This window comes from Sagittula sp. S175 (assembly GCF_049800975.1).
Classification (GTDB): Bacteria; Pseudomonadota; Alphaproteobacteria; order Rhodobacterales; family Rhodobacteraceae; genus Sagittula.
Genome location: NZ_JBNAGB010000002.1, coordinates 117,949 through 143,847, shown reverse-complemented (window position 1 = coordinate 143,847; position 25,899 = coordinate 117,949). Strand labels below are relative to the sequence as shown.

The 25,899-nt window shown below is 65.8% G+C and carries 25 protein-coding genes; 16 read left to right on the top strand and 9 right to left on the bottom strand.

Annotated features, from left to right (window positions below; all coding sequences use genetic code 11):
- Positions 1-11 precede the first annotated feature (11 nt).
- Positions 12-824 (top strand): glutamate racemase, encoded by an 813-nt coding sequence (gene murI / locus ACP16H_RS03785; protein WP_425070920.1) that lies wholly within the window; start codon positions 12-14, stop codon positions 822-824.
- Here murI and ACP16H_RS03780 read toward each other — a convergent pair.
- Both ACP16H_RS03780 and ACP16H_RS03775 read right to left on the bottom strand, forming a co-directional pair.
- Positions 805-1,512, bottom strand: a complete 708-nt coding sequence (locus ACP16H_RS03780; RefSeq protein ID WP_425070919.1) for a BLUF domain-containing protein — start codon at positions 1,510-1,512, stop codon at positions 805-807. The two genes, murI and ACP16H_RS03780, sit on opposite strands and share 20 nt — an antisense overlap.
- A 190-nt stretch (positions 1,513-1,702) precedes the next feature.
- A complete protein-coding gene (locus ACP16H_RS03775; protein WP_425070918.1) occupies positions 1,703-2,431 on the bottom strand; it encodes a DUF3592 domain-containing protein in 729 nt (242 codons plus the stop codon).
- Positions 2,432-2,651: 220 nt separating this feature from the next.
- On the opposite strand from ACP16H_RS03775, the gene argC reads away from it, so the two are divergent.
- The gene (gene argC / locus ACP16H_RS03770; RefSeq protein WP_425070917.1) at positions 2,652-3,680 is read left to right on the top strand and encodes an N-acetyl-gamma-glutamyl-phosphate reductase; all 1,029 of its coding nucleotides are present in this window, start codon (positions 2,652-2,654) and stop codon (positions 3,678-3,680) included.
- Positions 3,681-3,891: 211 nt separating this feature from the next.
- The gene (gene ccmE, locus ACP16H_RS03765; RefSeq protein ID WP_425070916.1) at positions 3,892-4,341 is read left to right on the top strand and encodes a cytochrome c maturation protein CcmE; all 450 of its coding nucleotides are present in this window, start codon (positions 3,892-3,894) and stop codon (positions 4,339-4,341) included.
- On the opposite strand, the gene ACP16H_RS03760 is transcribed toward ccmE, so the two are convergent.
- Positions 4,323-5,744, bottom strand: a complete 1,422-nt coding sequence (locus ACP16H_RS03760) for a sensor histidine kinase (protein WP_425070915.1) — start codon at positions 5,742-5,744, stop codon at positions 4,323-4,325. The genes ccmE and ACP16H_RS03760 overlap by 19 nt on opposite strands.
- A 163-nt stretch (positions 5,745-5,907) precedes the next feature.
- Positions 5,908-7,182 carry a phosphopyruvate hydratase gene (gene eno / locus ACP16H_RS03755; protein ID WP_425070914.1) on the bottom strand — a complete coding sequence of 425 codons (1,275 nt, stop codon included), beginning with the start codon at positions 7,180-7,182 and terminating at the stop codon, positions 5,908-5,910.
- Between the two features lie 187 nt (positions 7,183-7,369).
- Here eno and ACP16H_RS03750 point away from each other — a divergent pair, with 187 nt between their 5' ends.
- On the top strand, positions 7,370-7,681 hold the full coding sequence (locus ACP16H_RS03750) for a hypothetical protein (RefSeq protein WP_425070913.1): 312 nt from the start codon (positions 7,370-7,372) through the stop codon (positions 7,679-7,681).
- A gap of 6 nt (positions 7,682-7,687) precedes the next feature.
- Here ACP16H_RS03750 and ACP16H_RS03745 read toward each other — a convergent pair whose 3' ends face one another.
- From ACP16H_RS03745 to ACP16H_RS03730, 4 genes are all read right to left on the bottom strand, one after another.
- Positions 7,688-8,596, bottom strand: a complete 909-nt coding sequence (locus ACP16H_RS03745) for a DMT family transporter (protein WP_425070912.1) — start codon at positions 8,594-8,596, stop codon at positions 7,688-7,690.
- A 233-nt stretch (positions 8,597-8,829) separates the two neighbouring features.
- Positions 8,830-9,789, bottom strand: a complete 960-nt coding sequence (locus ACP16H_RS03740; protein ID WP_425070911.1) for an ROK family protein — start codon at positions 9,787-9,789, stop codon at positions 8,830-8,832.
- Positions 9,790-9,794: 5 nt separating this feature from the next.
- Complete coding sequence (locus tag ACP16H_RS03735; protein ID WP_425070910.1) at positions 9,795-11,117, bottom strand: GH1 family beta-glucosidase; 1,323 nt, start codon at positions 11,115-11,117, stop codon at positions 9,795-9,797.
- Between the two features lie 7 nt (positions 11,118-11,124).
- Positions 11,125-12,147, bottom strand: coding sequence for a LacI family DNA-binding transcriptional regulator (locus ACP16H_RS03730; protein ID WP_425070909.1), 1,023 nt, complete (start codon positions 12,145-12,147; stop codon positions 11,125-11,127).
- 247 nt (positions 12,148-12,394) lie between these two features.
- Between ACP16H_RS03730 and ACP16H_RS03725 the strand changes: the two genes are divergently transcribed.
- From ACP16H_RS03725 to ACP16H_RS03670, 12 genes are all read left to right on the top strand, one after another.
- A complete protein-coding gene (locus tag ACP16H_RS03725; RefSeq protein ID WP_425070908.1) occupies positions 12,395-13,660 on the top strand; it encodes an ABC transporter substrate-binding protein in 1,266 nt (421 codons plus the stop codon).
- Positions 13,661-13,834: 174 nt separating this feature from the next.
- On the top strand, positions 13,835-14,836 hold the full coding sequence (locus tag ACP16H_RS03720; protein ID WP_425070907.1) for a carbohydrate ABC transporter permease: 1,002 nt from the start codon (positions 13,835-13,837) through the stop codon (positions 14,834-14,836).
- 16 nt (positions 14,837-14,852) lie between these two features.
- On the top strand, positions 14,853-16,007 hold the full coding sequence (locus tag ACP16H_RS03715; RefSeq protein ID WP_425070906.1) for a carbohydrate ABC transporter permease: 1,155 nt from the start codon (positions 14,853-14,855) through the stop codon (positions 16,005-16,007).
- A gap of 168 nt (positions 16,008-16,175) precedes the next feature.
- On the top strand, positions 16,176-17,804 hold the full coding sequence (locus ACP16H_RS03710) for an alpha-amylase family glycosyl hydrolase (protein ID WP_425070905.1): 1,629 nt from the start codon (positions 16,176-16,178) through the stop codon (positions 17,802-17,804).
- An 11-nt stretch (positions 17,805-17,815) separates the two neighbouring features.
- The gene (locus ACP16H_RS03705) at positions 17,816-18,901 is read left to right on the top strand and encodes an ABC transporter ATP-binding protein (RefSeq protein ID WP_425070904.1); all 1,086 of its coding nucleotides are present in this window, start codon (positions 17,816-17,818) and stop codon (positions 18,899-18,901) included.
- Positions 18,902-19,133: 232 nt separating this feature from the next.
- Positions 19,134-19,481, top strand: coding sequence for a polyketide synthase (locus tag ACP16H_RS03700; protein ID WP_425070903.1), 348 nt, complete (start codon positions 19,134-19,136; stop codon positions 19,479-19,481).
- Between the two features lie 60 nt (positions 19,482-19,541).
- Positions 19,542-19,820: a hypothetical protein gene (locus ACP16H_RS03695; protein WP_425070902.1), complete on the top strand. Its 279-nt coding sequence runs from the start codon at positions 19,542-19,544 to the stop codon at positions 19,818-19,820.
- A gap of 1 nt (position 19,821) precedes the next feature.
- Complete coding sequence (locus tag ACP16H_RS03690; protein WP_425070901.1) at positions 19,822-20,193, top strand: hypothetical protein; 372 nt, start codon at positions 19,822-19,824, stop codon at positions 20,191-20,193.
- A gap of 58 nt (positions 20,194-20,251) precedes the next feature.
- Positions 20,252-20,995: a Crp/Fnr family transcriptional regulator gene (locus ACP16H_RS03685; RefSeq protein ID WP_425070900.1), complete on the top strand. Its 744-nt coding sequence runs from the start codon at positions 20,252-20,254 to the stop codon at positions 20,993-20,995.
- A gap of 14 nt (positions 20,996-21,009) precedes the next feature.
- Positions 21,010-22,101 (top strand): ABC transporter substrate-binding protein, encoded by a 1,092-nt coding sequence (locus tag ACP16H_RS03680; RefSeq protein WP_425070899.1) that lies wholly within the window; start codon positions 21,010-21,012, stop codon positions 22,099-22,101.
- Positions 22,098-23,141 (top strand): FecCD family ABC transporter permease, encoded by a 1,044-nt coding sequence (locus tag ACP16H_RS03675; RefSeq protein ID WP_425070898.1) that lies wholly within the window; start codon positions 22,098-22,100, stop codon positions 23,139-23,141. The genes ACP16H_RS03680 and ACP16H_RS03675 overlap by 4 nt, the downstream gene beginning before the upstream one ends.
- Positions 23,138-23,905 carry an ABC transporter ATP-binding protein gene (locus ACP16H_RS03670; protein WP_425070897.1) on the top strand — a complete coding sequence of 256 codons (768 nt, stop codon included), beginning with the start codon at positions 23,138-23,140 and terminating at the stop codon, positions 23,903-23,905. The genes ACP16H_RS03675 and ACP16H_RS03670 overlap by 4 nt, the downstream gene beginning before the upstream one ends.
- Positions 23,906-24,105: 200 nt before the next feature.
- Here the strand turns inward: ACP16H_RS03670 and ACP16H_RS03665 are convergent, their stop codons facing one another.
- A complete protein-coding gene (locus tag ACP16H_RS03665) occupies positions 24,106-25,827 on the bottom strand; it encodes a VWA domain-containing protein (protein WP_425070896.1) in 1,722 nt (573 codons plus the stop codon).
- Between the last annotated feature and the right edge of the window lie 72 nt (positions 25,828-25,899).

The following is a 25,899-nucleotide window of genomic DNA, read 5'->3' as shown; positions in this document are numbered from 1 at the left end:
GGGCGAGAGCGATGGCAGTTGGGGTGTTCGATTCGGGCCTGGGCGGCCTGACGGTTCTGGACGCGGCGGTGAAACGGCTGCCGGATGTGCCCTTTGTCTACTTTGGCGACAATGCCCATGCGCCCTACGGCGTGCGTGATGCCGAGGACATCTACCAACTGACGACCGCCGCTGTCGAACGGCTGTGGGACGAGGGCTGTGACCTTGTGGTTCTGGCCTGCAACACGGCCTCGGCGGCGGCGCTGCGGCGGATGCAGGAAAGCTGGATTCCCCGTGACAAGCGCGTGCTGGGGGTCTTCGTTCCGCTGATCGAGGCGCTGACCGAACGCCAGTGGGGCGACAACTCTCCGCCGCGCGAAGTCAGCGTGCAGCATGTCGCCCTGTTTGCCACGCCCGCCACGGTGCGCTCGCGCGCGTTCCAGCGGGAACTGGCCTTCCGTGCCATCGGTGTCGATGTCGAGGCGCAGGCCTGTGGCGGTCTGGTGGATGCGATCGAAGAGGGGGATATGATCCTGGCCGAAGCGCTGGTGCGTAGCCATGTCGACGCGCTGAAGCGCAAGATGCCCGACCCGCAGGCGGCGATCCTCGGCTGCACGCATTACCCGTTGATGTTCGACATCTTCCAAGACGCGCTGGGGCCGGAGGTCAAGCTTTTGAGCCAGGCGGACCTGGTCCCCGAAAGCCTTGCCGACTACCTGACCCGCCATCCCGACATGATGGGACGCGGAACGGTGTCGAAGTTCCTGACCACGGGCGATCCGGCCAAGGTCTCGCGCCACGCCACCAGTTTCCTCAAGCGCCAGATCAGTTTCGAAAAGGCGTAAGCATCGGGTTGCCGTAAGCCGGCCCGCCGAGGTCCGCGGGCCTTGGGGCCGGACGCGCGGCGCTGCGGTGCGCCACCGGCGGCGCGAGGCGGCCCAGGTTCTGGCTGACCTTGCATTCGATGTTGATCTCGGGCTCTTCGACCGGGGGAAAGCGGGCGGTCAGGTAGCCACGCAGGAAGAACAGGATCTCGCGCGAGGCACCGCGCGGGAAGCGCTGTTCCAGATCGCGACGTGTCAGGTTGAAATAGCAGGGCTGACGCGACACAGACCCGTCGAGGCGGCGGAAGCCCATGGACCAGCCTTCGAAGCGGCGCTGCTTCACTTGCTGGTACATCATCACCTTCATCTTGAAGTGGCGACGGTCCTGAAAGATCCGGTCGAGCGCGGGGAGAATGATGTCTTGCGGGCCCTCCAGCACCTCGAAGAAGCTGCGCGATTTGTAGAGCAGCAGCCCGGAAATCTTCTGGATGGTATTGCGGCGGTAGAGATCGTTCATGATCGCGTCGAGTTGCTCGTCGGCGAGGCGCACGCGGGTGTGGCTGATGTAGATGGCGCGAAAGATCTCGTCGCCGCTGGGGCCGGATTTCTTGACGGAACCGGAGCCCGGGCCGGACTGGCCGACGGCCTCGAAATCCACGACGTTCATGCCCTTGAAACCGCTGGAACTGGATCCGGTGGAAACTGTCATCTGCGTCATCCTCCTCGATCCGAGGGGCATTGCTGCCGCACCTCGTCTCGCCCCCGGTGATGACTAGGATTCCATTCAAATCTTAAAGATCTGCTTGGACGTTCATCTTCTGGAGAAGTTGAAGCAAATATATGGTTCTTTGAATTTTCGCAGGTGTGTTGAGAAACTCGATTGCAAGCGGGGCGTGCGTTCAGCGCAGGCCGACGTCACCGGACCACCAGCCGCGCTTGATCCCCTGGTAAACGGTGATCGCAGAGCCGGGCTGCCACGGCTCCAGCATCTCGCGGCGGTAGGCGAGGGATTGGCCACGCCGCCCGGACTTTTCCTGCCAACTCAGACGGTACAGGCGGTGATTGTTCACCGTGATATTGCTGCGCTGGATGTCGAGCACGCGGGCCGTTTCCTCGGCGCCGTACATCCGCGCGCGCAGGGCCGCCACCGCGCGGCGGGCGGGGAACCACAGCGCCACGAGGCAAAGCACCCCAAAGACCAGCGCCAGAAGCTGGGTGATCGTGGATGCGGTGCGGTTCTCGCCGCGCGACAGCTCGATCCGGTCGGGATCGGAGTCGAGATACCACAGGGTCAGGTCGGACCCGATGTCGTGTTCGTGGTAGAAGGTCGACCCGGTGCTCTTCTGTGTGACCACCTCGCGCCCGGCGCTGGTGTCAAAGCGGATCGTCAGCAGGTAGGACCGGCTCTCGTCGCCGTCGCTGTCGCGCGAAATGCTGATCTCCCGGTCGATCACCGTGCCGACGGTCTCGCGTCCCTCGGTGTCGAACCGGTCCGCCAGACCCAGCGTCAGGTGACTGGCCAGCGTCAGCCCAAGGGTAATCACCAACGGGATCAGAGACAGCCAGCCGCCCATGCGCCAGAACAGGCGCAGAAAGGAAACCGGGCTGTCGGTGGGCTGTGCAGGCATGGTTTGACCATGGCGCGTCCACATAAGGCGCGCAAGCGGGCAGGGGACCCGAGGCCATTGATTTCACGCGGCGCGGGATATATTGAAGCGCACAAGGAGACTTTGCATGGCTGGCATTCTTGCCCTTTCGCTGCGACGATAAACCGACACGTGCCGCTTGCGGCGCGTCCCTTGTGTTTGCCCTGCCGTCTTTTCTGCTTTTCCTCGACATAGGTGTCCCATGACCCATTCCATCGCCATCATTGGTGCGTCCGGCTATACCGGCGCAGAGCTTATCCGGCTGATCGCCACCCATCCGTCTTTTGAAATCAAGGCTTTGGCCGCGAATTCCAAGGCGGGTCAGCCCTTGTCGGCGGTCTTCCCGCACCTGCGGCACCTTGACCTGCCGGAACTGGTGACATGGGAGCAGATCGACTTTGACCAGATCGACCTGTGTTTCTGCGCCCTGCCGCACAAGACCTCGCAGGAGGTGATTTCCAAGCTGCCGACCACGGTGAAGATCGTCGACCTCAGCGCGGATTTCCGGCTGCGCGATCCGGCGGAATACAAGAAGTGGTACGGCAACGACCACGCCGCCGTCGAGATGCAGAAGGAAGCCGTCTACGGCCTGACCGAGTTCTACCGCGACGAGATCGCGGGCGCGCGGCTGGTGGCAGGCACAGGCTGCAATGCGGCGACGGGGCAGTACATCCTGCGTCCGCTGATCGCCAAGGGCGTGATCGACCTCGACGACATCATCCTCGACCTGCAATGCGGGGTCTCCGGGGCCGGGCGGTCGCTGAAGGAGAACCTGCTGCATGCCGAACTGTCCGAGGGGACCAACGCCTATTCGGTCGGCGGCACGCACCGGCACCTGGGCGAGTTCGACCAGGAGTTTTCCAGGATCGCCGGGCGCGAGGTAAAGATCCAGTTCACGCCGCACCTCGGCCCGTTCAACCGGGGCATCCTCGCCACCGGCTACGTGAAGGGCGAGGCGCAGGCGGTCCACGACACGCTGGCGGCGGCCTACGCCGACGAACCCTTCATCGAGGTGCTGCCCATGGGCGAGACGCCCTCGACGCATCACGTGCGCGGCTCGAACTTCGTGCATATCGGCGTGGTGGCAGACCGGATTTCGGGGCGGACCATCGTCGTGGCGACGCTGGACAACCTGTGCAAGGGGTCCTCGGGTCAGGCGCTGCAGAACGCCAACCTGATGCTGGGCGTGGAAGAAACCGCCGGTCTGATGCTGGCGCCGTGCTTCCCGTGATCTGGCACATTGTGCGCTGACGCGCGCATGTGAGCCCCGGTCCTGCCTGCGGCAGCCCCGGGGCCGTTCCGGGGCTCTGCCCCGGACCCCGAGGGTATTTGGATCAAGATGAAGGAGAAGGGCGTTTGACGATGGTCAAAGCGCCGCACCTCTCCCCTTGGTAAGTGGAATCGCATATATAGCTCTGCATGACTGTTGCGGGAGGAATGGGATGGCTTTGAAATCGCTGAAAAAGCAGCGGCGTATCCAGGTGGTTGCGCTGGCGGCGGTGGCCCTGATCGCATCGACGGGCCTGATTGGCTATGCCATGCGCGACGGGATCAATTTCTTTCGCTCGCCCAGCCAGGTGATGGAGGAGCCGCCCGCCGCGAACGAGGTGTTCCGGATCGGCGGTTTGGTCGAGGGGGGGACGCTTGTACGGGGCGATGGCGAGACGGTGCGCTTTTCCGTGACCGACGGTGGGGCGACTGTGCCGGTGGTCTTTACCGGGGTGCTGCCGGATCTGTTCAAGGAAAACCAGGGCATGGTTGGCACCGGGCGGTATGTGAACGGCGTATTCGAGGCCAGCGAGATCCTCGCCAAGCACGACGAGACCTACATGCCGAAGGAAGTGGTGGATGCGCTGAAGGCGCAGGGTGTCTATCAGGAACCGGAAAGCTGATCGCTGAAGCGACGCGATGCCTGTCGTCTGGATGTGCTGGTCCGGGTTGGTTCGGGGCTTGACGATCCTTCTGCCGGAGTGACCTTGGGACGCGGTGGCGGGGCGACGGGCCTTTCGACCGGCAGGATGAGGGCGACGCGCAGTCCTGCCAGCGGTGCCTGGGTGATCGACAGCACGCCGCCCGATTGCCGGGCAAAGCCCGCTACCGCCGAGAGGCCAAGGCCCGCGCCCTCGTGGGCGTTTTTCGTCGTGTAGAAGGGTTCCGCCAGAAGCGGCAGCGCTTCCTTGGGGACGCCGGGCCCGTTGTCTTCGCACGTCAGTGTGGCGTAGGGGCCTTGCGCGTCGGGGGCTGGATCCAGCGAAGGCACAGCGTCGGAGACCTCGACCCACAGGCGGATTTTGCCCTGGCCCAGCGTGGCGTCCTGGGCGTTCAGGCACAGCTGGATCAGGCAGGTTTCCAGCATGTCGGCATCCACCCAGGCCGTCGCGGCGTCGGGCGGGGGCACCACGGTGACGCGCATTCCCGGGCCCAGAAGGTCCCCGAGCACCAGTTTCAGGTTGGCCAGGACGTCCGCCAGTGGCACCGCGCGCGGGTTCAGCCGCGTCCGGCCGGAGGATGCCAGCAATTGCTGGACGGTCAGTGCGGCGCGCCGCGCGGCACGGCGGCTTTCGTCGAGCGCGTCGCGGCGTTCCGCGGGATCGTCCAGCACATCATGAAGTTCGAGGTGGCCCAGGATCGCCGTCAGCTGGTTATTGAAGTCATGCGCGACGCCGCCGACGAACTGGTTCAGGGCGCGGGCCTTCTGGGAGGCGGCGTAGCGCGCCTGGGTCTCGCGCAGCTGTTGTTGCTGGCGCAAGCCGCTGAACAGGGCGACCAGATGGTAGGTCAGCAGGACGCAGGGAACTGCGCAAACGACAAAACTGTCCCGGAGCGACGAGACCTGTGGCAGCATCACGAGGATGAAGATCATGGTGACGGCGGTGCTTTGCAGCACGTCGATCACCACGATGCCGAATTCCAGCTGCCGCCGCTGCAGGATGTACATGCCTTGGCTGAAAAGACCGCAGCCAGCGGCGATCATCAGCGGCAGGGGGGCGGCGCTGGCCAGCAGGTGCAGCGGGTACGCGGCGTAGTTCAGTCCCGTCAGCGTATACAGCGCGATGGCAGCACGGTAGCGTTCTCGCGCGGGCATCGGAATGCGGTTGGTCAGGACCAGCGCAAAGACGATCTGCAAGAGGGAATGCAGCAAGCCCCAGGCAATCGCGACCGGCTGGTCGAAGGCGAGCCAGACAACAAGGGCTCCGGTCAGGACGCCTGCGTGTCGCGTGAATGTCTCGAGACGGGAACCATACTCAGTTCTCCGTATGTCTTCCAAACGGTCCTCGTAGGAAGCGCGCGACATTCCAAATCATCCTTAAATCTGAAAATGGCCTGTCGCGTCAACGACAGGCCAATTCCCACCTGTAACCCATCAAGAGTCGCCGAAAGAGTTTCTGCTGCCAAGTCGCGCAGGGCGACTCTTTCGTATAGTTTTGTCAATCCAGGGTTGACAGGGATTTTGTTTATCAGCGCAGGATGGAGCGCCCGGCATAGATCGCCGTGTCTTCAAGCATCTCCTCGATGCGGATCAGCTGGTTGTACTTCGCAAGCCGGTCCGAGCGCGCCAGCGAGCCGGTCTTGATCTGGCCGCAGTTGGTGGCCACGGCGAGGTCGGCAATCGTGGCGTCCTCGGTCTCGCCCGAGCGGTGCGACATGACGTTGGTCATGCGCGCGCGATGCGCCATTTCCACCGCCTGAAGCGTCTCCGTCAGGGTGCCGATCTGGTTGACCTTCACCAGCATGGAATTCGCGCAGCCGCGCTCGATGCCCATGGACAGACGCGCCGGGTTGGTCACGAATAGATCGTCACCCACCAGCTGCACGCGGTCGCCCAGCGTGTCGGTCAGCAGCTTCCAGCCTTCCCAGTCGTCCTCGGCGCAGCCGTCCTCGATCGACAGGATCGGGTAGTCGTTCACCAGCGCCTCAAGGTAGGCGACGTTTTCCGCCGGGGTCAGCGACAGGCCCTCGCCCTTCATCTCGTACTTGCCATCGCGGAAGTACTCGGTCGAGGCCGCGTCGAGCGCCAGCATGATGTCGTCGCCGGGCTTGTAGCCGGCCTTCTCGATGGAGTTCAGGATGAAATCCAGCGCTTGGCGGGAGGAGCCGATATTGGGGGCAAAGCCGCCCTCGTCGCCGATGCCGGTGGACAGGCCAGCGGCGGACAGCTCCTTCTTCAGCGTGTGGAAGACTTCGGAACCCATGCGCACGGCCTCGCGGATGTTCTCCGCGCTCACCGGCATGATCATGAATTCCTGGATGTCGATCGGGTTGTCGGCATGCTCGCCGCCGTTGATGATGTTCATCATCGGAACGGGCAGGGTGCGCGCCGAGGTGCCGCCCACGTAGCGGAACAGCGGCTGGCCCGAGAAATCGGCAGCGGCCTTGGCCACGGCCAGCGACACGCCGAGGATGGCGTTGGCGCCCAGGCGGCCCTTGTTGTCGGTGCCGTCGAGCTCGATCATCGTCATGTCGATGGCGACCTGCTCCAGCGCGTCAAAGCCGACGATGGTTTCGGCGATCTCGCCGTTGACCGAGGCCACGGCCTCCAGCACGCCCTTGCCCATGTAGCGCGCCTTGTCGCCGTCGCGCTTTTCCACGGCCTCGTGCACGCCGGTCGAGGCACCCGAGGGCACGGCGGCGCGGCCAAAGGTGCCGTCTTCGAGGGTGACGTCGACTTCGACGGTGGGGTTGCCGCGGCTGTCGAGGATCTCGCGGGCGTGGATGTCGATGATGGTGCTCATGGGGGTCTCCTTTGGCACGCGTCAAAAGGCGTTCGCGGCTGTGTTGCACGCGCGGCATGGGTTTGTAAACGGTCGTGTTATCGCTAACGGCGCCTGTTGCACACAGGTTGCGCTAACGCCATGGCAATTCCGCCCGAAGGGCATAGGGTGATGCCACACCGGGCCGACGTAGTTGCAGGAGGGTTTGATGAGACAAGTGTGCGTTGCATTGCGTGACGAGGTCGCGGCGCTGTTCGATGACATGCCCTACGAGGCCCTGGTCCGGGCAGAGCAACTCCTGAAAGAGCTGGACGACGATCCCGAACCGCTGACCGCTGACGAGATCCGCGCGCTTGTGGCGATCCTGCCGGCCTCAGGGGAAACCGCCTACGGACTCGCCTGGACCGTGCTGCACCGCATCGAAGCTTCGCCGCATTGGCCGGTGGCCGATTGCCTCGAAGATACGTCCCATGAATGGGTGCAGCACTTCAAACAGGCTTTGGCGAACTCCGGCCTCTGAACGCGATTATTTCGCGGCGCGCGCGGGGGGCAGGCCCCCTGTGGCCACGGGCGCGACCTGTCGGGCCAAGGCACGCTCGCGCACGAAGGTATAGAGACCGGCGGCAAAGATCACCGCCGCGCCGACATAGGTCATCAGGTCCGGCCGGTCGCCAAAGATCAGCATCCCCAGCGCCGGGGTAAAAATCAGCCGCGTATAGCGGAAAGGGGCCACGATGGAGGCAGGCGCAAGCCGCATCGCCGTGGTGATGGCGAGGTATCCGGTCGTGGTCACCACGACCGCGCCCAGCACAAACCACAGCGTCGGCGCGCTCCAGTCCGCCGGGGTCTCGGCCAGCAGCCAAAGCACCATCCCCGCCGGAATGGTGATCCCGAACCCCCAGGTTGAAATCGCCAGCGCCGGGATATGCGAGGGCGACAGCCGCGTGACCAGGTCGCGCCCTGACAGCCCCGCGATCCCCATGACGGCAAACAGCTCCCACCCGGTGAAGGTGGCCGACCAGGGCCGGATCACCAGCAGCATCCCGAACAGCCCGATGGCGACGGCGGCCCAGCGGCGCGGGCCGATCTCTTCCTTGAGGAAGATCGCGGCACCCACCGTCACCACCAGCGGCCCGGTCTGGATGATCGCGGCAAAGACCGGCAACGACACATGCGCAATCCCCGTCACCAGCCCGATGGCACCGATCACCTCGAAGGCATTGCGCAGCAGGATCATCGGATGCAACGCGTCGCGCGTGACCAGCCGCACACCCATCACCGCCGCCATGGCAACGAACAGCGCCGTGCCCCCCAGCGACACCAGCGTCATCACTTGCCCGATCGGGGCGATTTGCGTCGCCAGCTTGTAGAAGGCATCCGACCCGGCCAGCAGGGCCATGGAGAGGATCATGAGGAGAATGGCGCGCAGGGTCATGCTCGCTTCATGACCGGATTCGTGGGGCAGGACAAGACACATGACGACGGCATGTAATGTCGCGCCGGGCAGGGGGCTCTGCCCCCAACGCTCCTGCGGAGCGTCCCCCCGAGGATATTTGGATCAAGATGAAGAGCAGGCACGGCGCTCCTTGCCTTCATCTTGACTGAAATACCTTGGGGGTTCGGGGGCAACGCCCCCCGGCGGGTCGCGGGCATTGCCCGCGAAACCCGTCAGGCGGCGCGCTGCAGTTCCGCCAGATGCGCCGCGCAGCCGCGCAGGGCGGCGTAATCGTCGGTCACCAGATGTACCGGGAATTGTTCCATGAATTGCGCAAAGCGCCCCTTGTCGCGGAAGGCTTCGGCAAAGCCCAGGTTCATCAGGTGTGGTCCAAGGTGTTTGGCCACGCCGCCCACCAGGTAAACGCCACCGAACGGCAGGTTCGTCAGCGACAGGTCGCCGCAATAGCGCCCGAGGTAGCTGGTGAACAGCCGCGCGGCGCGGACCGCCTGTGCGTCACCCGCCGTGAAGGCCGCCATGATCCCGGCGGCGTCCAGCGGTGTTCCCGCGCCTTCATCGGCGCAGACAAAGGCGTGCAGGTGTTCCAGGCCGCGCCCCGACAGCACCTCCTCCAGCCCCGCCGATGGGATCCGGGCACAGAGCCACTCCAGCAACCGCAGTTCCAGCGCATCGCGCGCCTGCAAGGTGATGTGCCCGGCCTCTGCGGCGGGCACCAGCGTCAGCGCGCCCGAGGTATGCACCGGCACGGCGTTCAGCCCGGTGCCGACATTCACCACCAGCCGCACCGAAGCCTCTGGTGCGGGCTGGCCCGGCAGCAGCGTCAGCAGGCTGTCCGCGGACAGGTGCGCCACGGAATGCCCCTGAGCCTGAAGATCGTTCAGCACCGCCACCCGCGCGCCCCCGGTGCGCGCCGACAAGGCCCCCGCGTCGATCGTCCAGTCGAGGTTCGTCAGCGTGCCCACGCCGTCCTTCACCGGGCCGGCCATGTCGATGCAGATCGCGGCCACCATGGGATAATTCGCCAGATAGGCGTCGAGGATCGGTTCCAGCGCCGGGTGCTCGGCGTTGCGGTAACGCTGGATCGTCTCGGTCAGCACCTCGCCATCCTCGCACAGCGCGACGCGGGTGTTCGTGCCGCCGATATCGACGGAGATGGAAACGGGCTTCTGCATGGTCCTCAGGCTTTCAGGGCAGCGGTCAGGGCATGGTAGGAGGATTTCGGCGTCCGCACCAGCGTGTCGAAATCCACATGCACCAGTCCGAAGCGCTTTTCATACCCCAGCGCCCATTCGTAATTGTCCAGAAGCGACCAGACAAAGTAGCCGTCCACCGGCACGCCCTCTGCCTGCGCGCGCCGCACCGCTTCGAGGTGGTTGTCGATATAGGCCACGCGACCCTCGTCGTAGACATGGCCGTCCTGCAGGACATCGCGCGAGGCCATGCCGTTCTCGGTCACGTAAAGCGGCAGATCGCCGGTGTATTCAGACGCGGTGCGTTTGAGAAACTGATAGAGCCCCTCGGGGAAGATTTCCCAATCCATCAGGGTCTTGGGCAGCGGGCCCTCGACCTCACGCACGGCGGGCCATGGCCCAGCATCCGCCGCCAACAGCTTGCGCGTGTAGTAGTTCAGCCCGCACCAATCCAGCGGCGCCTGGATGGTCGGGAAATCGTTCTGCCAGCCCTTTGGCATGTGCGGCTCCAGCCCCTCCAGCGCCAGCGCCGGGTACGCGCCCTTGAACAGGCCCGACAGGAACCAACGGTTGTAGATCGCATCGTAGCGGGCGGCGGCCTGTGCGGCCTCGGGGGTGTCATCGGCGGGCATGGCCCATTCCATGTTCACCACCGCGCCGAGGTTCGCCATTCCCAATGCGCGCATCACCTCGATCGCCCGGCCATGGGCCAGCAGCACGTGATGCATCGCGCGGGCGGCGGCGCGGATGTCGCGCACGCCCGGCGCATGCAGGCCCATGAAATGCGACAGCCATGCGACGCACCACGGCTCGTTGATCGGGGCGACCGACCACATGCGGTCGCCGATGCGCTCCATGATGACCTGCGAATAGTCCGCGAACCACGACGCGATATCGCGGTTGCGCCAGCCGCCCATGTCCTGAAGCGCCGAAGGCAGCTCCCAATGATATAATGTTGCGGCAGGCTTCAATCCGCGTTCCAGCATGGCGTCGGTCAGCCGGTCGTAGAAATCCAGCCCTTCGGTGTTCACCGCGCCGCGCCCCTCGGGCAGCACCCGCGCCCAGCTCAGCGAAAAGCGGTAACAGTCGAAGCCCGCCGCCGCGACAAGGTCGAGGTCGGCCTCGTAGCGGGTGTAGTGATCGCAGGCCCGCGCGCCGCTCTCGGCCCGCACGACATTGCCCGGCGTCGCGGCGAAGTCGTCCCAGATGCTGCGGCCGGCGCCGCCCTGCGCGTGGCCTTCGATCTGGTAAGACGAGGTGGCGGTCCCGAAAAGGAAGCCTTCGGGGAAATCGGATCGCTTGTGTCGCATGAGGGTCCTAAAGGGCAGGGCCGGTGGAGGCGCCGATGATCAGCTCGGCCTCCATCAGCTGGGTTTTCGGGACGCATCCGGGATCACGGATACAGTCGAGCAGCATGGCGGCGGCGCGTTCACCCGCCACCCGGACGGAGGACCGCGTGGCGGTGAAGATCGGCACGGAATGGCCGTTCTTGAGATAGCCCAGATCGTCGTCATGGGTGATGACCGACACGTCGCGCCCCATCTCGAGGCCCGCCTCGTGGATGGCGCGGCGGATGCCGATGGCCGTAATCATCGAGGACACGAGGAAGGCCGTGGGCGGCTGGTCCGAGGCCAGCATCTCGCGCGCGGAACGGTAGCCGAAGATCTCCGTCATCTCCTCGGAGCGCATCAGGGCCGGGTCGGCGCGCAGGCCGCGCTCGCTCAGGGCCTTTTCAAAGCCAAGCCTGCGGCGGTAGGCGAAATCCATGAACTCAAGCCCGTTCACCAGCGCGATGCGGCGATGGCCGAGGTCCAGCAGGAACTCCGTCGCCCGTTCAAAGGCGCGCTGGTTGTTGATGTCCAGCCAGCTGTAGGGGTCCGGTTCATCCGAGGCGCGGCCATGGACCACGAAGGGCAGGCCAAGTTCACGCAGCAGCGGGATACGCGGGTCCCTCATGCGCGGGCCATGCACGATGATTCCGTCGACCGACCCACGGGCATGCAGGCTGCGATAGGCTTCGGCCTCGTCCTGATCCTTCACCAGGCTGATGACGATCTCGTAGCCATGGTCCGAATAGGTCGCCCCGGCCCCGGCGATGAAGTCGCCGAACACGGGGTTCACCATCTCGTGGCTGGCCGAGATCGGCAGGACGTGACCGATGGCATGGGTCCGCCCCGTCGCAAGGCTCTTGGCGCGGGTGTTGGGGCTGTAGTTGAGTTGTCGCGCCGCCTGCTGGACCCGCAGGCGCGTCTTTTCGGACACCTCGGGATAGCCGTTCAACGCGCGGCTGACGGTGGTCTGGGACAACCCAAGGTGTTCGGAGAGTTGTTTAAGGTTCATATCGCCATGTCTTCAAAGCGCTTTGACTTTGTCAAGGTTCGATCTGTCGTATCGTGTGTTGTGAAGCATTGGGTCTAGCTGCGGTGCAGCATGAATTTCTGAACAAATGATTGGACTCCACGTTGACTCGCCCTAGGCTTTGCCTCAGGTTGATGGCGTTCAAAGCGCTTTGGGAGATTTGGAATCACCCGATGCGCCATTGACAGGGATACGTCCGCCGAGGGGTGGGCTTCAGGGAGGTCAACGAATGAAGAAATCGCTTTATGCTGGTGTGGCGCTGGTCGCGCTGGGGGCAGGGGCCGCGCAGGCAGAGGACCTGACGGTCTTTGGTCCGTGGCTTGGTGCCGACCAGGAAATGGTCGAGACCGTGCTGGCCAAGTTCGCCGAAACCTCGGGGCACAACGTGTCCTACGTGGGTTCGGACAGCTTCGAGCAGCAGATCGTGGTGGACGCCGAGGCGGGCAGCGCGCCGAATGTGTCGGTCTTCCCGCAGCCGGGTCTGGCCGCCGACATGGCGCGCCGCGGCTTCCTGACGCCGCTGGCCGAGGGCACCGCCGACTGGGTGAAGGAAAACTACGCCGCCGGTCAGTCCTGGGTGGACCTCGGCACCTACACCGGTGCGGATGGCGCGGATCACCTCTATGGCTTCTTCTACAAGGTCGACCTGAAATCGCTGGTCTGGTACGTGCCCGAGAACTTCGAGGATGCCGGCTACGAGATCCCGCAGACCATGGAAGAGCTCAAGGCCCTGACCGACCAGATCGTCGCGGATGGCGGTACGCCGTGGTGCATCGGTCTGGGATCGGGCGGCGCGACCGGCTGGCCCGCGACCGACTGGGTCGAGGATATGATGCTGCGCACCCAGTCCCCCGAGGACTATGACGCATGGGTCAAGAACGACCTGAAGTTCAACGATCCCAAGGTCGTGGCCGCGATCGACGAATTCGGCTGGTTCATCCAGGATCAATACGTCGCAGGCGGCAAGGGCGCGGTGGCGTCGACCGACTTCCGCGACAGCCCCAAGGGCCTCTTTGCCGCGCCGCCGCAGTGCTACATGCACCGCCAGGCGTCCTTCATCCCGGCCTTCTTCCCCGAGGGCACCTCGGTGGGCGAGGATGCGGATTTCTTCTACTTCCCGGCCTATGCCGAGAAGGACCTCGGCTCGCCGGTGCTGGGCGCGGGCACGCTCTGGGCGATCACCAACGACAGCCCCGCCGCGCATGACCTGATTGCATGGCTGGAGACCCCCGAGGCGCACGAGACCTGGATGGCGATGAAGGGCTTCCTCACGCCGCACAAGGGTGTGAACGCGGATGCCTTCAGCGACCCGACCCTGCGCAAGATGAACGAGATCCTGCTGGGCGCGACGACCTTCCGCTTTGACGGGTCGGACCTCATGCCGGGCGGCGTGGGTGCGGGGTCCTTCTGGACCGGCATGGTCGACTACGCGGGCGGCAAGTCCGCGCAGGAGGTCGGCGATGCGATCCAGTCGTCCTGGGACGCGCTGAAGTAAGAGCCTTGCGTCCCGGGCTTGTCCCGGGACCTCGCGACAGACTTCGGGGCCTCGACGCCGAGGCCCCGGAACAGGTCCGGGGCGCGCGGTGCGCCCCGCTGACACGGGGCCGGACGGCCCGACGGCGGCGGCCATACGCATCCCAAGGCACATTCTCGGGGAGGGGACGCGGCCATGCATCCGGCAATAGCGGGTCTGTTGACCATCGTGATCGGCGTGGGGGCCTGTGTGGCCTACTTCTACTTTTCCAACCAGTTCCTCGACCGCGTGTTGTTCCCCGCCAAGGGGCCGAACGCGGGGCGCAACATCAACCGCGCCAACATGGTGCGGCCCTGGCTGTTCCTCTTTCCTGCGCTCTTTGCCCTGTCGCTGTATCTCGCTTACCCGGTGGTCGAGACGCTGCGCCTGTCGCTGACCGACCGGGACAAGGGCGGTGCCTTTGTCGGACTGGCCAACTATGCCCAGATGTTCTCCGAGCCGAAGTTCTGGGAGGCCATGCGCAACAACATGCTCTGGCTGATCGTGGTGCCGGCCATGTCCACGGTGCTGGGGTTGCTGGTGGCCCAGCTGACCGACCGGCTGAAATGGGGCAACATCGCGAAATCGCTGATCTTCATGCCCATGGCGATTTCGTTCGTGGGCGCCTCGGTGATCTGGAAGCTGGTCTATGACGCCCGCCCGGCCGGCACGGAGCAGATCGGCGTGCTGAACGCGCTTTACGTCTGGTTCGGCGGCACCGAGCCGCAGCAATGGCTGACGCTGCCCTTCTGGAACAACTTCTTTCTCATGGTGGTGCTGATCTGGATCCAGACCGGCTTTGCCATGGTGATCCTCTCGGCGGCCCTGCGCGGCATCCCCGAGGAGACCGTCGAGGCGGCCATCGTCGACGGGGCGAACCCGTTCCAGATCTTCTTCAAGATCAAGGTGCCGCAGATCTACCCGACCATCATGGTGGTCTGGACGACGATCACGCTGGTGGTGCTCAAGGTCTTCGACATCGTCTTCGCCATGACCAACGGCCAATGGGGTACGCAGGTTCTGGCCAACTACATGTTCGACAAGCTGTTCCGCGCCAGTGACTGGGGCGTGGGATCGGCCTCGGCGATCATCATCATGGTGCTGGTGACGCCGATCCTGGTCTGGAACGTGGTGCAGGCGCGCCGCGAGATGCGCTGAGCCTGGGGAGGGTATCATGGACAATATCGCAGGATCGAAGTCCTCGCTGAGCTGGGCGGTCAATATCTCGGTCGTTCTGATCGTGGCGCTGTGGCTGTTCCCGACCGTGGGCCTGTTCGTGTCGTCCTTCCGGACGGCGGACCAGATCGCCACGACGGGCTGGTGGAAGGCCCCCTTTGCCGCCGAGCAGAACCTGACGCTGCGCACCGCCGCGCCGGACACGCAGGTGCAGGAGGGCGATCTCTGGGTCATCGAGGGGAACCTCTTCGAGGAGGAGGGGGCCAAACCCGCGCCGATCTCGACCTGGGGCACGTCATCGCGCGATGTGTCGGCCTATGCGGTTGGCGAGACCGCCGAAACCCGCGCCGGAGAGCGGATCACCGTGCAGGAGAACGGCGATTACCGCATGGAGGCGCCCGTTCAGATGGAAGGGTCGCGTGGGCAGCGGGTCTTTGTCACCGCCGAGGTGCCGCCGGAGTTCACGCTCGCCAACTACGAACAGGTGCTCTTCTCGGGCAATTCCACCGACAGCATGGCGAAGGCGTTTTTCAACACGCTGACCGTGACGATCCCGGCGACGATCATTCCCATCGTGGTGGCGGCCTTTGCCGCTTATGCCTTGGCGTGGATGGATTTTCCGGGCCGGGCGCTGCTGATCGCCTTTGTCGTGGGGCTTCTGGTGGTGCCGCTGCAACTGGCGCTGATCCCGCTGCTGAAGCTGCATTTGCAGATCGGCATCGGCAAGGGCTACCTCGGGACGTGGCTGGCGCATACCGGCTTCGGGCTGCCACTCGCCATCTACCTTCTGCGCAACTACATGGCGGGCCTGCCGCGCGACATCATCGAGAACGCGCGGGTGGATGGCGCGACGGAGTTCCAGATCTTTACCAAGATCATCCTGCCGCTGTCGTACCCGGCGCTGGCCTCCTTTGCGATCTTCCAGTTCCTGTGGACGTGGAACGACCTGCTGGTGGCCAAGGTGTTCCTGATCGACGCCACGGGGCAGACCACGGTGATGACAAACCAGATCGTCGAGCTGCTGGGCACCCGTGGGGGCAACTGGGAAATCCTTGCCACGGCGGCCTTTGTCAGCATCGCCGTGCCCTTGGCGGTGTTCTTTGCCATGCAACGCTACCTTGTGCGGGGCCTGTTGGCCGGGTCGGTGAAGTGAAACGGGATTGCGGGGGCAAATTGTCAGCCGGCAATTTGGTTCCGCAATCCGCAACTATTCTGAATCAATGGGTTGGCACTGTAACCCCTTGAGGTTGAGATCAGGAAAACGCGGCGTGCGCCGGGCCGGAGGGCCGGGACACGTGTCCATGAACAGGAAAGAACGACAATGACCGAGCAACACATCGACAAGGACTGGTGGCGCGGCGCGGTGATCTACCAGATCTACCCGCGCTCTTATCAGGACAGCAACGGCGACGGCATCGGCGACATCAACGGCATCACCGGACGGCTGCCGCATATCGCAAGCCTCGGCGTGGATGCGATCTGGATTTCGCCGTTCTTCACCTCGCCGATGAAGGATTTCGGCTATGACGTCAGCGATTACTGCGACGTTGACCCGATGTTCGGGAGCCTCGCGGATTTCGATGTGATGGTCGCGACGGCGCATCAGTTCGGCATCAAGGTGATGATCGACCTCGTGCTGTCGCATACCTCGGACCAGCATCCGTGGTTCGTCGAGAGCCGCGCGTCGAAGGACAACCCCAAGGCCGACTGGTACGTCTGGGCCGATCCGAAGCCCGATGGCACGCCGCCGACGAACTGGCTGTCGATCTTTGGCGGGCCGGGCTGGCAGTGGGACGCGCGGCGCGAGCAGTATTACCAGCACAACTTCCTTGTCGAGCAGCCAGACCTGAACCTGCACAACCCCGAGGTGCAGGACGCGCTGTTGAACGTGGTGCGTTTCTGGCTGGATCGTGGGGTCGACGGGTTCCGGCTGGATACGATCAACTTCTACTTCCACGACAAGCAGTTGCGGAACAACCCGCCGCTGCCGCCGGAAGAGCGCGACGATTCCATCGCGCCGAAGGTCAACCCGTACAACCACCAGCTGCACCTGTATGACAAGAACCAGCCGGAGAACCTGGCGTTCCTTGAACGGTTCCGGGCGCTGCTGGATGAATACCCTGGCTCGACGGCGGTGGGCGAGGTCGGCGACGCGCAACGCGGGCTGGAGATCATGGGCGAGTACACCAAGGGCCATAACCGCGTCCACATGTGCTATTCCTTCGAGTTCCTGTCGAACAAGCTGCCGGACGCCGCGCGGGTCGAGCAGGTGCTGGCCATGGTCGACGACAAGGCGCCCGAGGGCTGGGCCTGCTGGGCGTTCTCGAACCATGACGTCGTGCGGCACGTGTCGCGTTGGGGGCTGTCGCCTGCGGCCTGTCGCGGTCTGACGACGCTCATCATGTGCCTGCGCGGGTCGGTCTGCATCTACCAGGGCGAAGAGCTGGGCCTGCCCGAGGCAGAGCTGGCCTTCGAGGAATTGCAGGACCCTTACGGCATCGAGTTCTGGCCCGAGTTCAAGGGCCGCGACGGCTGCCGGACCCCGATGGCCTGGGACAAGTCCAACCAGAACGCGGGCTTCTCGGCCGAGAAGCCGTGGTTGCCGGTCAGCCATGCGCATCTGCCGCTGGCGGTGTCGGAGCAAGAGAACGACCCGGGCGCGCTGCTGCATCATTACCGCCGCGCGATTGCCTTCCGTCATGCGCATCCGGCGCTGATGAAGGGCACGCATTCCAAAGTGACGGCCACCGGCTCGGTCGTGCATTTCACGCGTGAACACGAGGGCGAGGTGGTCTTTGTCGCGGTGAACCTGTCGGGGGATCCGGCCACGATCGACATGCCCGCAGGGGACTGGCACCATATCGGCGAGGAGCTGGGCAGCGTCAGCACCGGACCGGACGGGCGGTTGCATCTGGGCCCGTGGCAGCCCGCGCTGGCGCTGAAGGCATAAGGGAGGGGACCATGGCAGGGTTGAAGCTGACAGGGGTCGAAAAGACCTACGCGGGGGCGGTGAATGTCCTCAAGGACATCAACCTCGACATCGAGGCGGGGGAACTGATCGTCTTTGTCGGGCCGTCGGGGTGCGGGAAATCGACCCTGCTGCGGATGATCGCGGGGCTGGAAAAGATCACCGGCGGCACGCTGGAGATCGACGGGCAGGTGGTGAACGACGTGCCCCCGGCGCAGCGCGGCATCGCCATGGTGTTCCAGTCCTACGCGCTTTATCCGCATATGACGGTGCGCGAGAACATGGCCTTTGCCCTGAAGCTGGCCAAGAAGTCGCCCGACGAGATCGACGCGGCGGTGACGCGGGCGGCGAAGATGCTGCAGCTCGACCCCTACCTGGATCGCCTGCCAAAGGCGCTGTCGGGCGGGCAGCGGCAGCGGGTGGCCATCGGGCGCAGCATCGTGCGCGACCCCAAGGTCTACCTGTTCGACGAGCCGCTCTCGAACCTCGACGCCGCGCTGCGCGTCGCGACCCGGATCGAGATCGCGCAGCTGAAGGAGTCGATGCCCGACCGGACGATGATCTATGTCACGCACGATCAGGTGGAGGCGATGACGCTCGCCACCCGCATCGTGGTTCTGGCGAACAAGGGCATCGCGCAGGTGGGCGCGCCGCTGGAGTTGTACGAGCGGCCGCGCAACGAGTTCGTGGCGCAGTTCATCGGCTCGCCGTCGATGAACCTGCTGCCGGGAGAGGTGGTGGCGACGGGCGCGCAGACGCGCGTGCGGCTGGCGGGCGGCGAGGTGGTGTCCTCTGTCCCGACCGTCGACGCGGACCTCGGGCGCAAGGTCAACGTGGGCGTGCGGCCAGAGGATTTCATGCTGACGGACGGCGCTCCGGTTTACACGGGCACGGTGGACATCACCGAGGCGCTGGGAGAGGTGACTCTGCTGTACTTCAAGCCTGAAGGCGGTGCGCATCCGGTGATTGCCAAGCTGCCGGGCATCCACACGGGGATGCGCGGGCAGGCTGTGTCGCTGACGGCGGAGCCGGATAAGGTGCATCTGTTCGCGGACGGGCAGTCGTTGTTGTATCGGTAGGGGTTTTTGGCGACAGGTGTCGGCCGGTGCCGGATCGGCCTGAACGCGGGCTGTTTCCGACCGGCGTGTCACAGGTAGACGCATCCGGATGTTGCCGGAAGGTCGCGCAAGTCTTTGCACGGGGCGGGTCACGGTTGACCGAAGCGGCGCAAGCCATGGGGGCAGCCTGCGGCGCTTGGACACTTGCGAAAATCTCGTCGCCTGTTATCGCTTTGTCCCGATGAAAGTCCTGATGCGGATCATTCCCCTGCGCGCGCTGGTCGTGCTTCTGGTCGTTGCCTTGGCGACCTCGGGTTTCGCGCATCGTATCGTCAGCCCTGATGAACAGGCGGCGCAGGTCTACGCGCAGGCCTTTGGGCTGACCGCAGAGGATATCTGTGGCGACGAGGATGGCACATCCGTGCAAAAGGACTGCGAGGCGTGTCGCCTGCATGCCTCCATGGTGCTGCCGGAACCCGCAGTCGCGCTGATCCTGGCGGAGCTGTCGCTTGATCCCGCCGATTGGACGCCGCAACCGCCTGTCCGTCACAGCCTGACCGCCGAGGCCGCGCGTGCTGCGAGGGCGTCTCCGACCGTCTGACACGACCCTCATCGTGCCCCCCGGCCGCTGGGTCGGGCCTTCGGACATCGGAGATTTTCCATGAAACGCATCCTTTTCGCGGCTGGCGCTGCGCGGCATCCAGTGAATGCCGTGCGTGGTTGTCCGCCGGTGGCAATCACTACTGTCGCCGAGGGCGGCGTGCGGATGGGCTGTGCGGCCTTGTCGGGGCTGACTGCACAAACGGAGCATAGGGCCGGACCGGGTGACATGATCCTTGCACCGCTGATTTGGCTCGACGCGGGCACGGGATCGGCGGCGGAGGTGATCGTCCCGGCCAGAGGCGCGGGCCAGACGGCCATGGACCGCTTCGGCCACTGACATGAGCCGTGCGGGCCTCATCATACGTGCGCTTCTGCTGCTGGCGTTGTTCGGGACGGCGACCGTCCCGGATGGCTTCATGCGCAGCGCCGCGCCCGATGGTCTGCGCATCGTGCTTTGCATGGAGGATGGTCCTCGGGAGGTCTGGCTGACCGAGGCGGGCGACGTGGTTCCGGTCGACGACCATGAGGACCGCGACCCGACGCATTGCGTGCAGGTCAGCGTGGCAGGCGCCGACCTGCCGCCGCTGACGGGTGCCTTGATCCGCCTGCCGCGCTGGCCCACGGCACCGCCCTCTGCCGGAGGCCAGCCCGCTGCGGCTCAGCAGACACCGAACCGCCATCGCGTCCGCGCGCCTCCGATCCCGGCCTGATCCGACAGGCCGGGGCCGCTGCGCCCCTTGTTCAATTTGATGACAAGGACCGTTCACCATGAACGTGATGACACCCGAACGGGCAGGGATCTCTCCCTGTTCCCGATCTTTGCAGACCGTATTTCCCTTCAGCCGCCCGGCGCTGTTCCGGGGCCTGACGACTGCCGATATGCGGCGCGTGGAGGCAGCTTTTGGCGAAAACCTGTACGGCGACGGTGACCCCGTGCCACGCGACGCGGATGACGCGGCCTTCGTGGCGCTGCTGCTGGAGGGCACGCTGCGCGAGGATGTGCGCGACCCCGAGGGGGGTACGCGGCTGCTGTCCCTTGCTTTCACGGGGGAGACCCTGTCGCCGCTGGGGCCGCGTTGTCGGGGGGGCAGGCTGACGGCCATCGGCACGACCCGGCTGCTGACCTGCGACCGGGACGGCTTTGACCGGTTGGCCGATGCCGTGCCGCGCCTGCGGGTGAACCTGCTGGGGCTGTTTCAGGATCAACTGGCAGAGGCGCATCGCTGGCAGATCCTGCTGGGCCGCAAGACCGCGTCCGAGCGTATCGCCTCGATGCTGGCGTGGTTCCACGGTCGGCAAGGCGCCCCCGACGAGATGCACCTGCCGGTCAGCCGTGCCGAACTGGGGCAGATGTCCGGGCTGACGCTTGAGACCGTTTCGCGGCAGATGCGTGCGCTGGAGCGGCAGGGGGTGATCCGTCTGCCGTTGCCGACCCGTGTCCGCGTGCTGGATCTGGGCGCGCTGCAAGACCTGACCGGCGATGTATCCGCCCGTCGTCCGCTTCATTCATGACCAGAGGAGAGACCATGAAAACCCTGACCCTTGCTGCGCTGAGCTGCAGCGTGATCGCCCTGACCTCTGCGGCCCGCGCCGAGATCACCATCACCGATCTGCGCGACCGCACCGTCACGCTGGATGCACCGGCCGAACGCGTGCTGCTCGGCTTTTACTACGAGGATTACCTTGCCGTGGCGGGAAAGGGCGCGGTTGACAGGATCGTCGGCCTGTCGCGCGGTCCCTGGGCCGAGTGGCGGCCAAGGCAGTGGGCGGCCTATACACAGACCTTCCCGCAACTGGCCGAGCTGCCCGATGTCGGCGATACCGAGAGCAGCACGTTCTCGATCGAGGCGGCGCTGGCCACGGGTCCGGATCTCGTGATCCTTGCGGGCTGGCAGTACGACGCGCTGGGGGAAAGCGTGCAGCAGTTCGACACGGCGGGTGTGCCGGTTCTGGTGCTGGATTACAACGCGCAGACGCTGGAGGCGCATCTCGCCTCGACCCGCGTGCTGGGGCAGGCCATGGGGGCGGGCGAGCGGGCCGAGGCGCTGGCGGCCCTGTACCAGGAGATGACCGAGGACACGGCGGCGCGTGTCGCCGCATCGACCGAAGACCCGAAGGTCTACGTCGAACTGGCGCAGAAGGGCCCCGACGAAGTGGGCAATTCCTACGCGAGCGGCATGTGGGGGGGCGTGATCGACCGTCTCAAGGGGCGCAACATCGCCAATGGCCAGATCGAGAACTGGGGACCGCTGTCGCCGGAATACGTGCTGGCGGAAGCGCCCGACGTGATCCTGCTGGCGGGATCGGAATGGCTGAACCGACCGGCCTCGGTGCCGCTGGGGTTCGGCGCGGATCCGAAGCTGGCCAACGAACGGATGCACGCCTACATGGGCCGCGCCGGATGGGCTGATCTGCCTACCGTGGCGCAGGGCAAGGTCTTTGGCATCTATCACGGCGGGTCGCGCACGCTGTCGGATTTCGCCTACTTCCGCTTCCTCGGAAAGGCGCTGCACCCGGCGGCCTTTGCCGATGTGGATCCGCAGGCCGAGTTGGCGCAGTTCTACGCCGACTGGCTGCCGATCACGCCCGAGGGCACCTTTGTGATGCAGGTCGAATGAGCCTTGTCCTGGACCAGGCACCCGGCTCTGGCCGGGCCGACCTGACGCGGGTGGCGGCGGTTTGCGCCGCCCTCGTCCTGCTGGGCGCGCTGATGGTGGCGGACCTCGTGACCGGCCCCGCCGGGCTGCCGCTGTCGGAGGTGCTGCACGGGTTGCGCGAGGGGCCGGGCGGCGCGGATCGCCGCCTTGCCACGATCCTGTGGCACCTGAGGATGCCGCAGACGATGATGGCGGGGCTGGTGGGCTTTGCGCTGGGGATCTGCGGGCTGATGATGCAGACGATCCTGAACAACCCGCTGGCCAGCCCCTTCACGCTGGGGTTTTCCGCCGCCGCCGGGTTTGGTGCGGCGCTTGTGATCCTGTTCGGGACGGCCCTTCCGGTGGCGATGTGGATCGGCGTTCCGCTGGCGGCGTTCGCGTCGACCCTGACCGCGGCGGGGCTGGTTTACCTCGTGGCGCGCTACCGCGGCGCGTCGCCGGAGATGCTGGTGCTGGCGGGGATCGCCGTGCTGTTCCTGTTCCAGTCGCTGCAATCGGCCCTGCAGTTCATGGCGGCGCCGGAGGTGCTGCAGCAGATCGTTTTCTGGCTTTTCGGCAGTCTGCTGAAGGCGACATGGACCAGCGTGCAGGTCCTGTCGGCGCTGCTGGTGCTGACGCTTCCGCTGATCCTGCGCGAGGTCTGGAACCTGACCGCCCTGCGTCTGGGAGACGGCAACGCCGTCAGCCTCGGTCTGAACGTCGAGGCGCTGCGTCGGCGCGTGCTGTTGCTGGTGGCGCTGCTGACCGCCGGGGCCGTCAGCTTTACCGGGACGATCGGTTTCGTCGGGCTGATCGCGCCGCATGTGGCGCGTGCGCTGGTGGGCGAGGACCACCGTTTCGGCCTGCCGATGGCGGGGATCATGGGGGCGGTGGTGCTGGTCGCGGCCTCTGTCACGGGCAAGCTGATCTCGCCGGGCGCGGTCATCCCCGTCGGCATCATCACCGCGCTCGCGGGGATCCCGATGTTGCTGGGGGTCATCGTGATGAAAGGGCGGACATGAGCCTGATCCTGAAAGACCTCACCGTGAGCGCCGGAAAGCGTCCCCTGCTGGAGATCCCGGAGCTGGTGCTGCCCGCCGCCGGTTTCGTCGGGATCATCGGGCCGAATGGCGCGGGGAAGTCGACGCTGCTCAAGGCGCTGGCGGGCGTCGTTTCGCACGGCGGCACAAAGACGCTGGATGGCGCGTGGCCGGACGCGGGCCGGATCGCCTTTCTGCCGCAGGATTTCACCGTCTCCGCCGCCATGTCCGTGGCGGACTGTGTCCTTTTGGGGCGGCGTGAACATCTGGGGTGGCGCGTCACCGGTCACGACCGCGCCGAGGTGCGCCGGGTGCTGTCCATGCTGGACCTGACGCCGCTTTCGGACGCACGCATGGACCGGCTTTCGGGCGGGCAGCAGCAGCGCGTCCTGCTGGCCCAACGCCTGTTGCGCGACCCGCGCCTGCTGATCCTCGATGAGCCCACCAGCGCGCTGGACCTGCATCATCAGCTTGAGGTCCTGTCGCTGCTGAAAACCCTCTCGGGCGGGATGCTGGTCATCGCCGCCCTGCACGACCTGACCCTTGCGGGCCGCTTCGCCGAACAGCTGGTTCTGATCGAGGGCGGCAGGGTTCATGCCACGGACAGTCCCGAGAGGATCCTGACGGGCGGGACGCTCGATCCGGTCTATGCGATCCGCTGCGAGGTGTTTCGCGACCGGGACAGCAATCCCGTCGTCGTCGCGCATCCGGCGCAAGGTGCGCGGGCCGGGTCGCTGGAACGGTAATGGCACGCGCGTCGAGCGACTGTCCGGCCGCGCGGGGCGCCCCGCGCCGGAGAGGCGGACCGAGGCGCCCCGCGCCGTGAAGGCGGGCCGAGTCGCCCTGCGCCGGGGAAGCCGGTGGGACCGTGCGTTGCCGGGATGTCCGACGTCGCGGCACAGAAAGGAGATCGGCCCGGAAGCTGCGCGCCCCGGGCCGATCGTGGTCAGTTGACCGTCAGGGGCACGCTGGTCAGGACCCGGGCGTCGGGGCCTTCGCCGATGTAGCGGATCTCGTAGCTGCCGGGGGTGTCCGGTGCGGTCATGGTCAGCACGCTTCCACCTTCGGTGTAGGCGTAGGTGGTGTAGCCGAGCGGACCGTCGTCCGGTGTGGCGATGGTCAGGTAGTCGCCGGGGTTATTGGGACCTGTCCATGTGACCTCGACAGTGCCGCCGGTGCTGACGGTCGCGGTGGCGGAGAGGGTCGTCGGGACATCTGTCACGGTGATGGTGCGGGTCGAGGCGACCGAGCTGTCCTGTCCGGTGATGTAGCGGATGTCATAGGTGCCGGGGGTCGTGGGCAGGCGCAGGTTCACCGGGTTGCCGTCGCTGACGTAGGAATAGCCGATGTAGTCCAGCGGTTCCGAGCCGGGGCGGGAGACGTCGATGTAGTCTTCGGCAAAGCCCGCACCTTGCCAGCCGACCGGAATGGTCGAGCCGATGGGGGCGGTGTCGGGCGCGGTCAGCCCTTCGGCCTGTGCGGTAACGGTGACCGCCTGCGTGGCGAGGACCTGGAAGGTTCCGGCCTCGATGTAGCGGATCACGTAGTCGCCGGGCTGGGCGGGCAGGCGCAGGACCAGGGGGTTGCCGTCCATGGTGTAGGCGTAGGTTTCGTATTTCTGGCCGGGCGCGTCGGGCGTCGCGGTGTCGAGGTAGTCGCCTTCGCCGTTCGGGCCGGTCCAAGTGACGTTGACCGGAGCACCGGCGGCGCCTGTGGTCGGGGCCTCCAGCGTGGCGGGGGGCAGGGGCGCGGCAAAAGTCACGGTGACGGTCTGGGCGGCATCGGTGAGGGTGATTTCACGCGTTTCCTGCGCGCCGTCGCTGAGGCGTTCGGCGGTGACGGTATACGTGCCGGGGGGCAGGTCGGTGCCTTCGCCGCCGTCGGTTTCCTGTGACAGCAGGGTCTCGCCGCCCGCATCGGTCACGGTCCAGCGGACCATCACCGGGCGGGCGACCTCGCCGAACAGCTCGGTGGCGGCGAAGCTCAGCCGCAGGGGCGCGGCGGGGTCGGGGGTCGGTTGCGGCTCGGCGGGCGCGGGGGCGGCGGTGGCGACCTGTTGCAGGGCGTCCTTCAGCTGGCCCGCGTCATTGGCGCCGAGGTACTTGCCGCCCGTCGCATCGGCGAGGCACTGAAGCTGCGCCTTGGCCACGGCGTCGTTGTCCACGTCGAATCCCACCACATGCGCGGTGAAGTTCACGCCCGAGGCTTCGAGTTCGCGGCCCACGGCGCAGGGGTCGGCGTCGCAGGTTTCCAGGCCGTCGGAGATCAGGATCACGGTCGCTGCCTGTTCCGAGGAGCGCAGGGCGCGGGCGGCCTCGATCACGGCGTTTGACAGCGGGGTCTTGCCCTTGGGGTTCAGCCCGGCCACGGCCTGACGGATGGCGTCGCGGCTGCCGGGGGTCGGGGCGATGAGGGTTTCGATGTCGGCGCAGTCGCCCTTGCGGCGGTGGCCGTAGGTGGTGAGGCCAAGGGTCATGTCGTCGGGCATGTCGGCCAGCAGGTCGCCCAGCACGTCGCGGGCAATGGTGATCTTGTTCACCCCGTCGATCTGGCCCCACATCGAACCGGAGGCATCCAGCACGATGACAGTATCGGGACGCTCCTGTGCCAGCGCCACGGTAGAAGACGCGGCGAGGGCCGCCGCGCCGAGGAATACCCGGAAGTCCATGCAATCACTCCATCAGAAAATCTATCCCGACAGATGTTCCACGGATTGGTTAACGTGTCACGTGGGGAAATC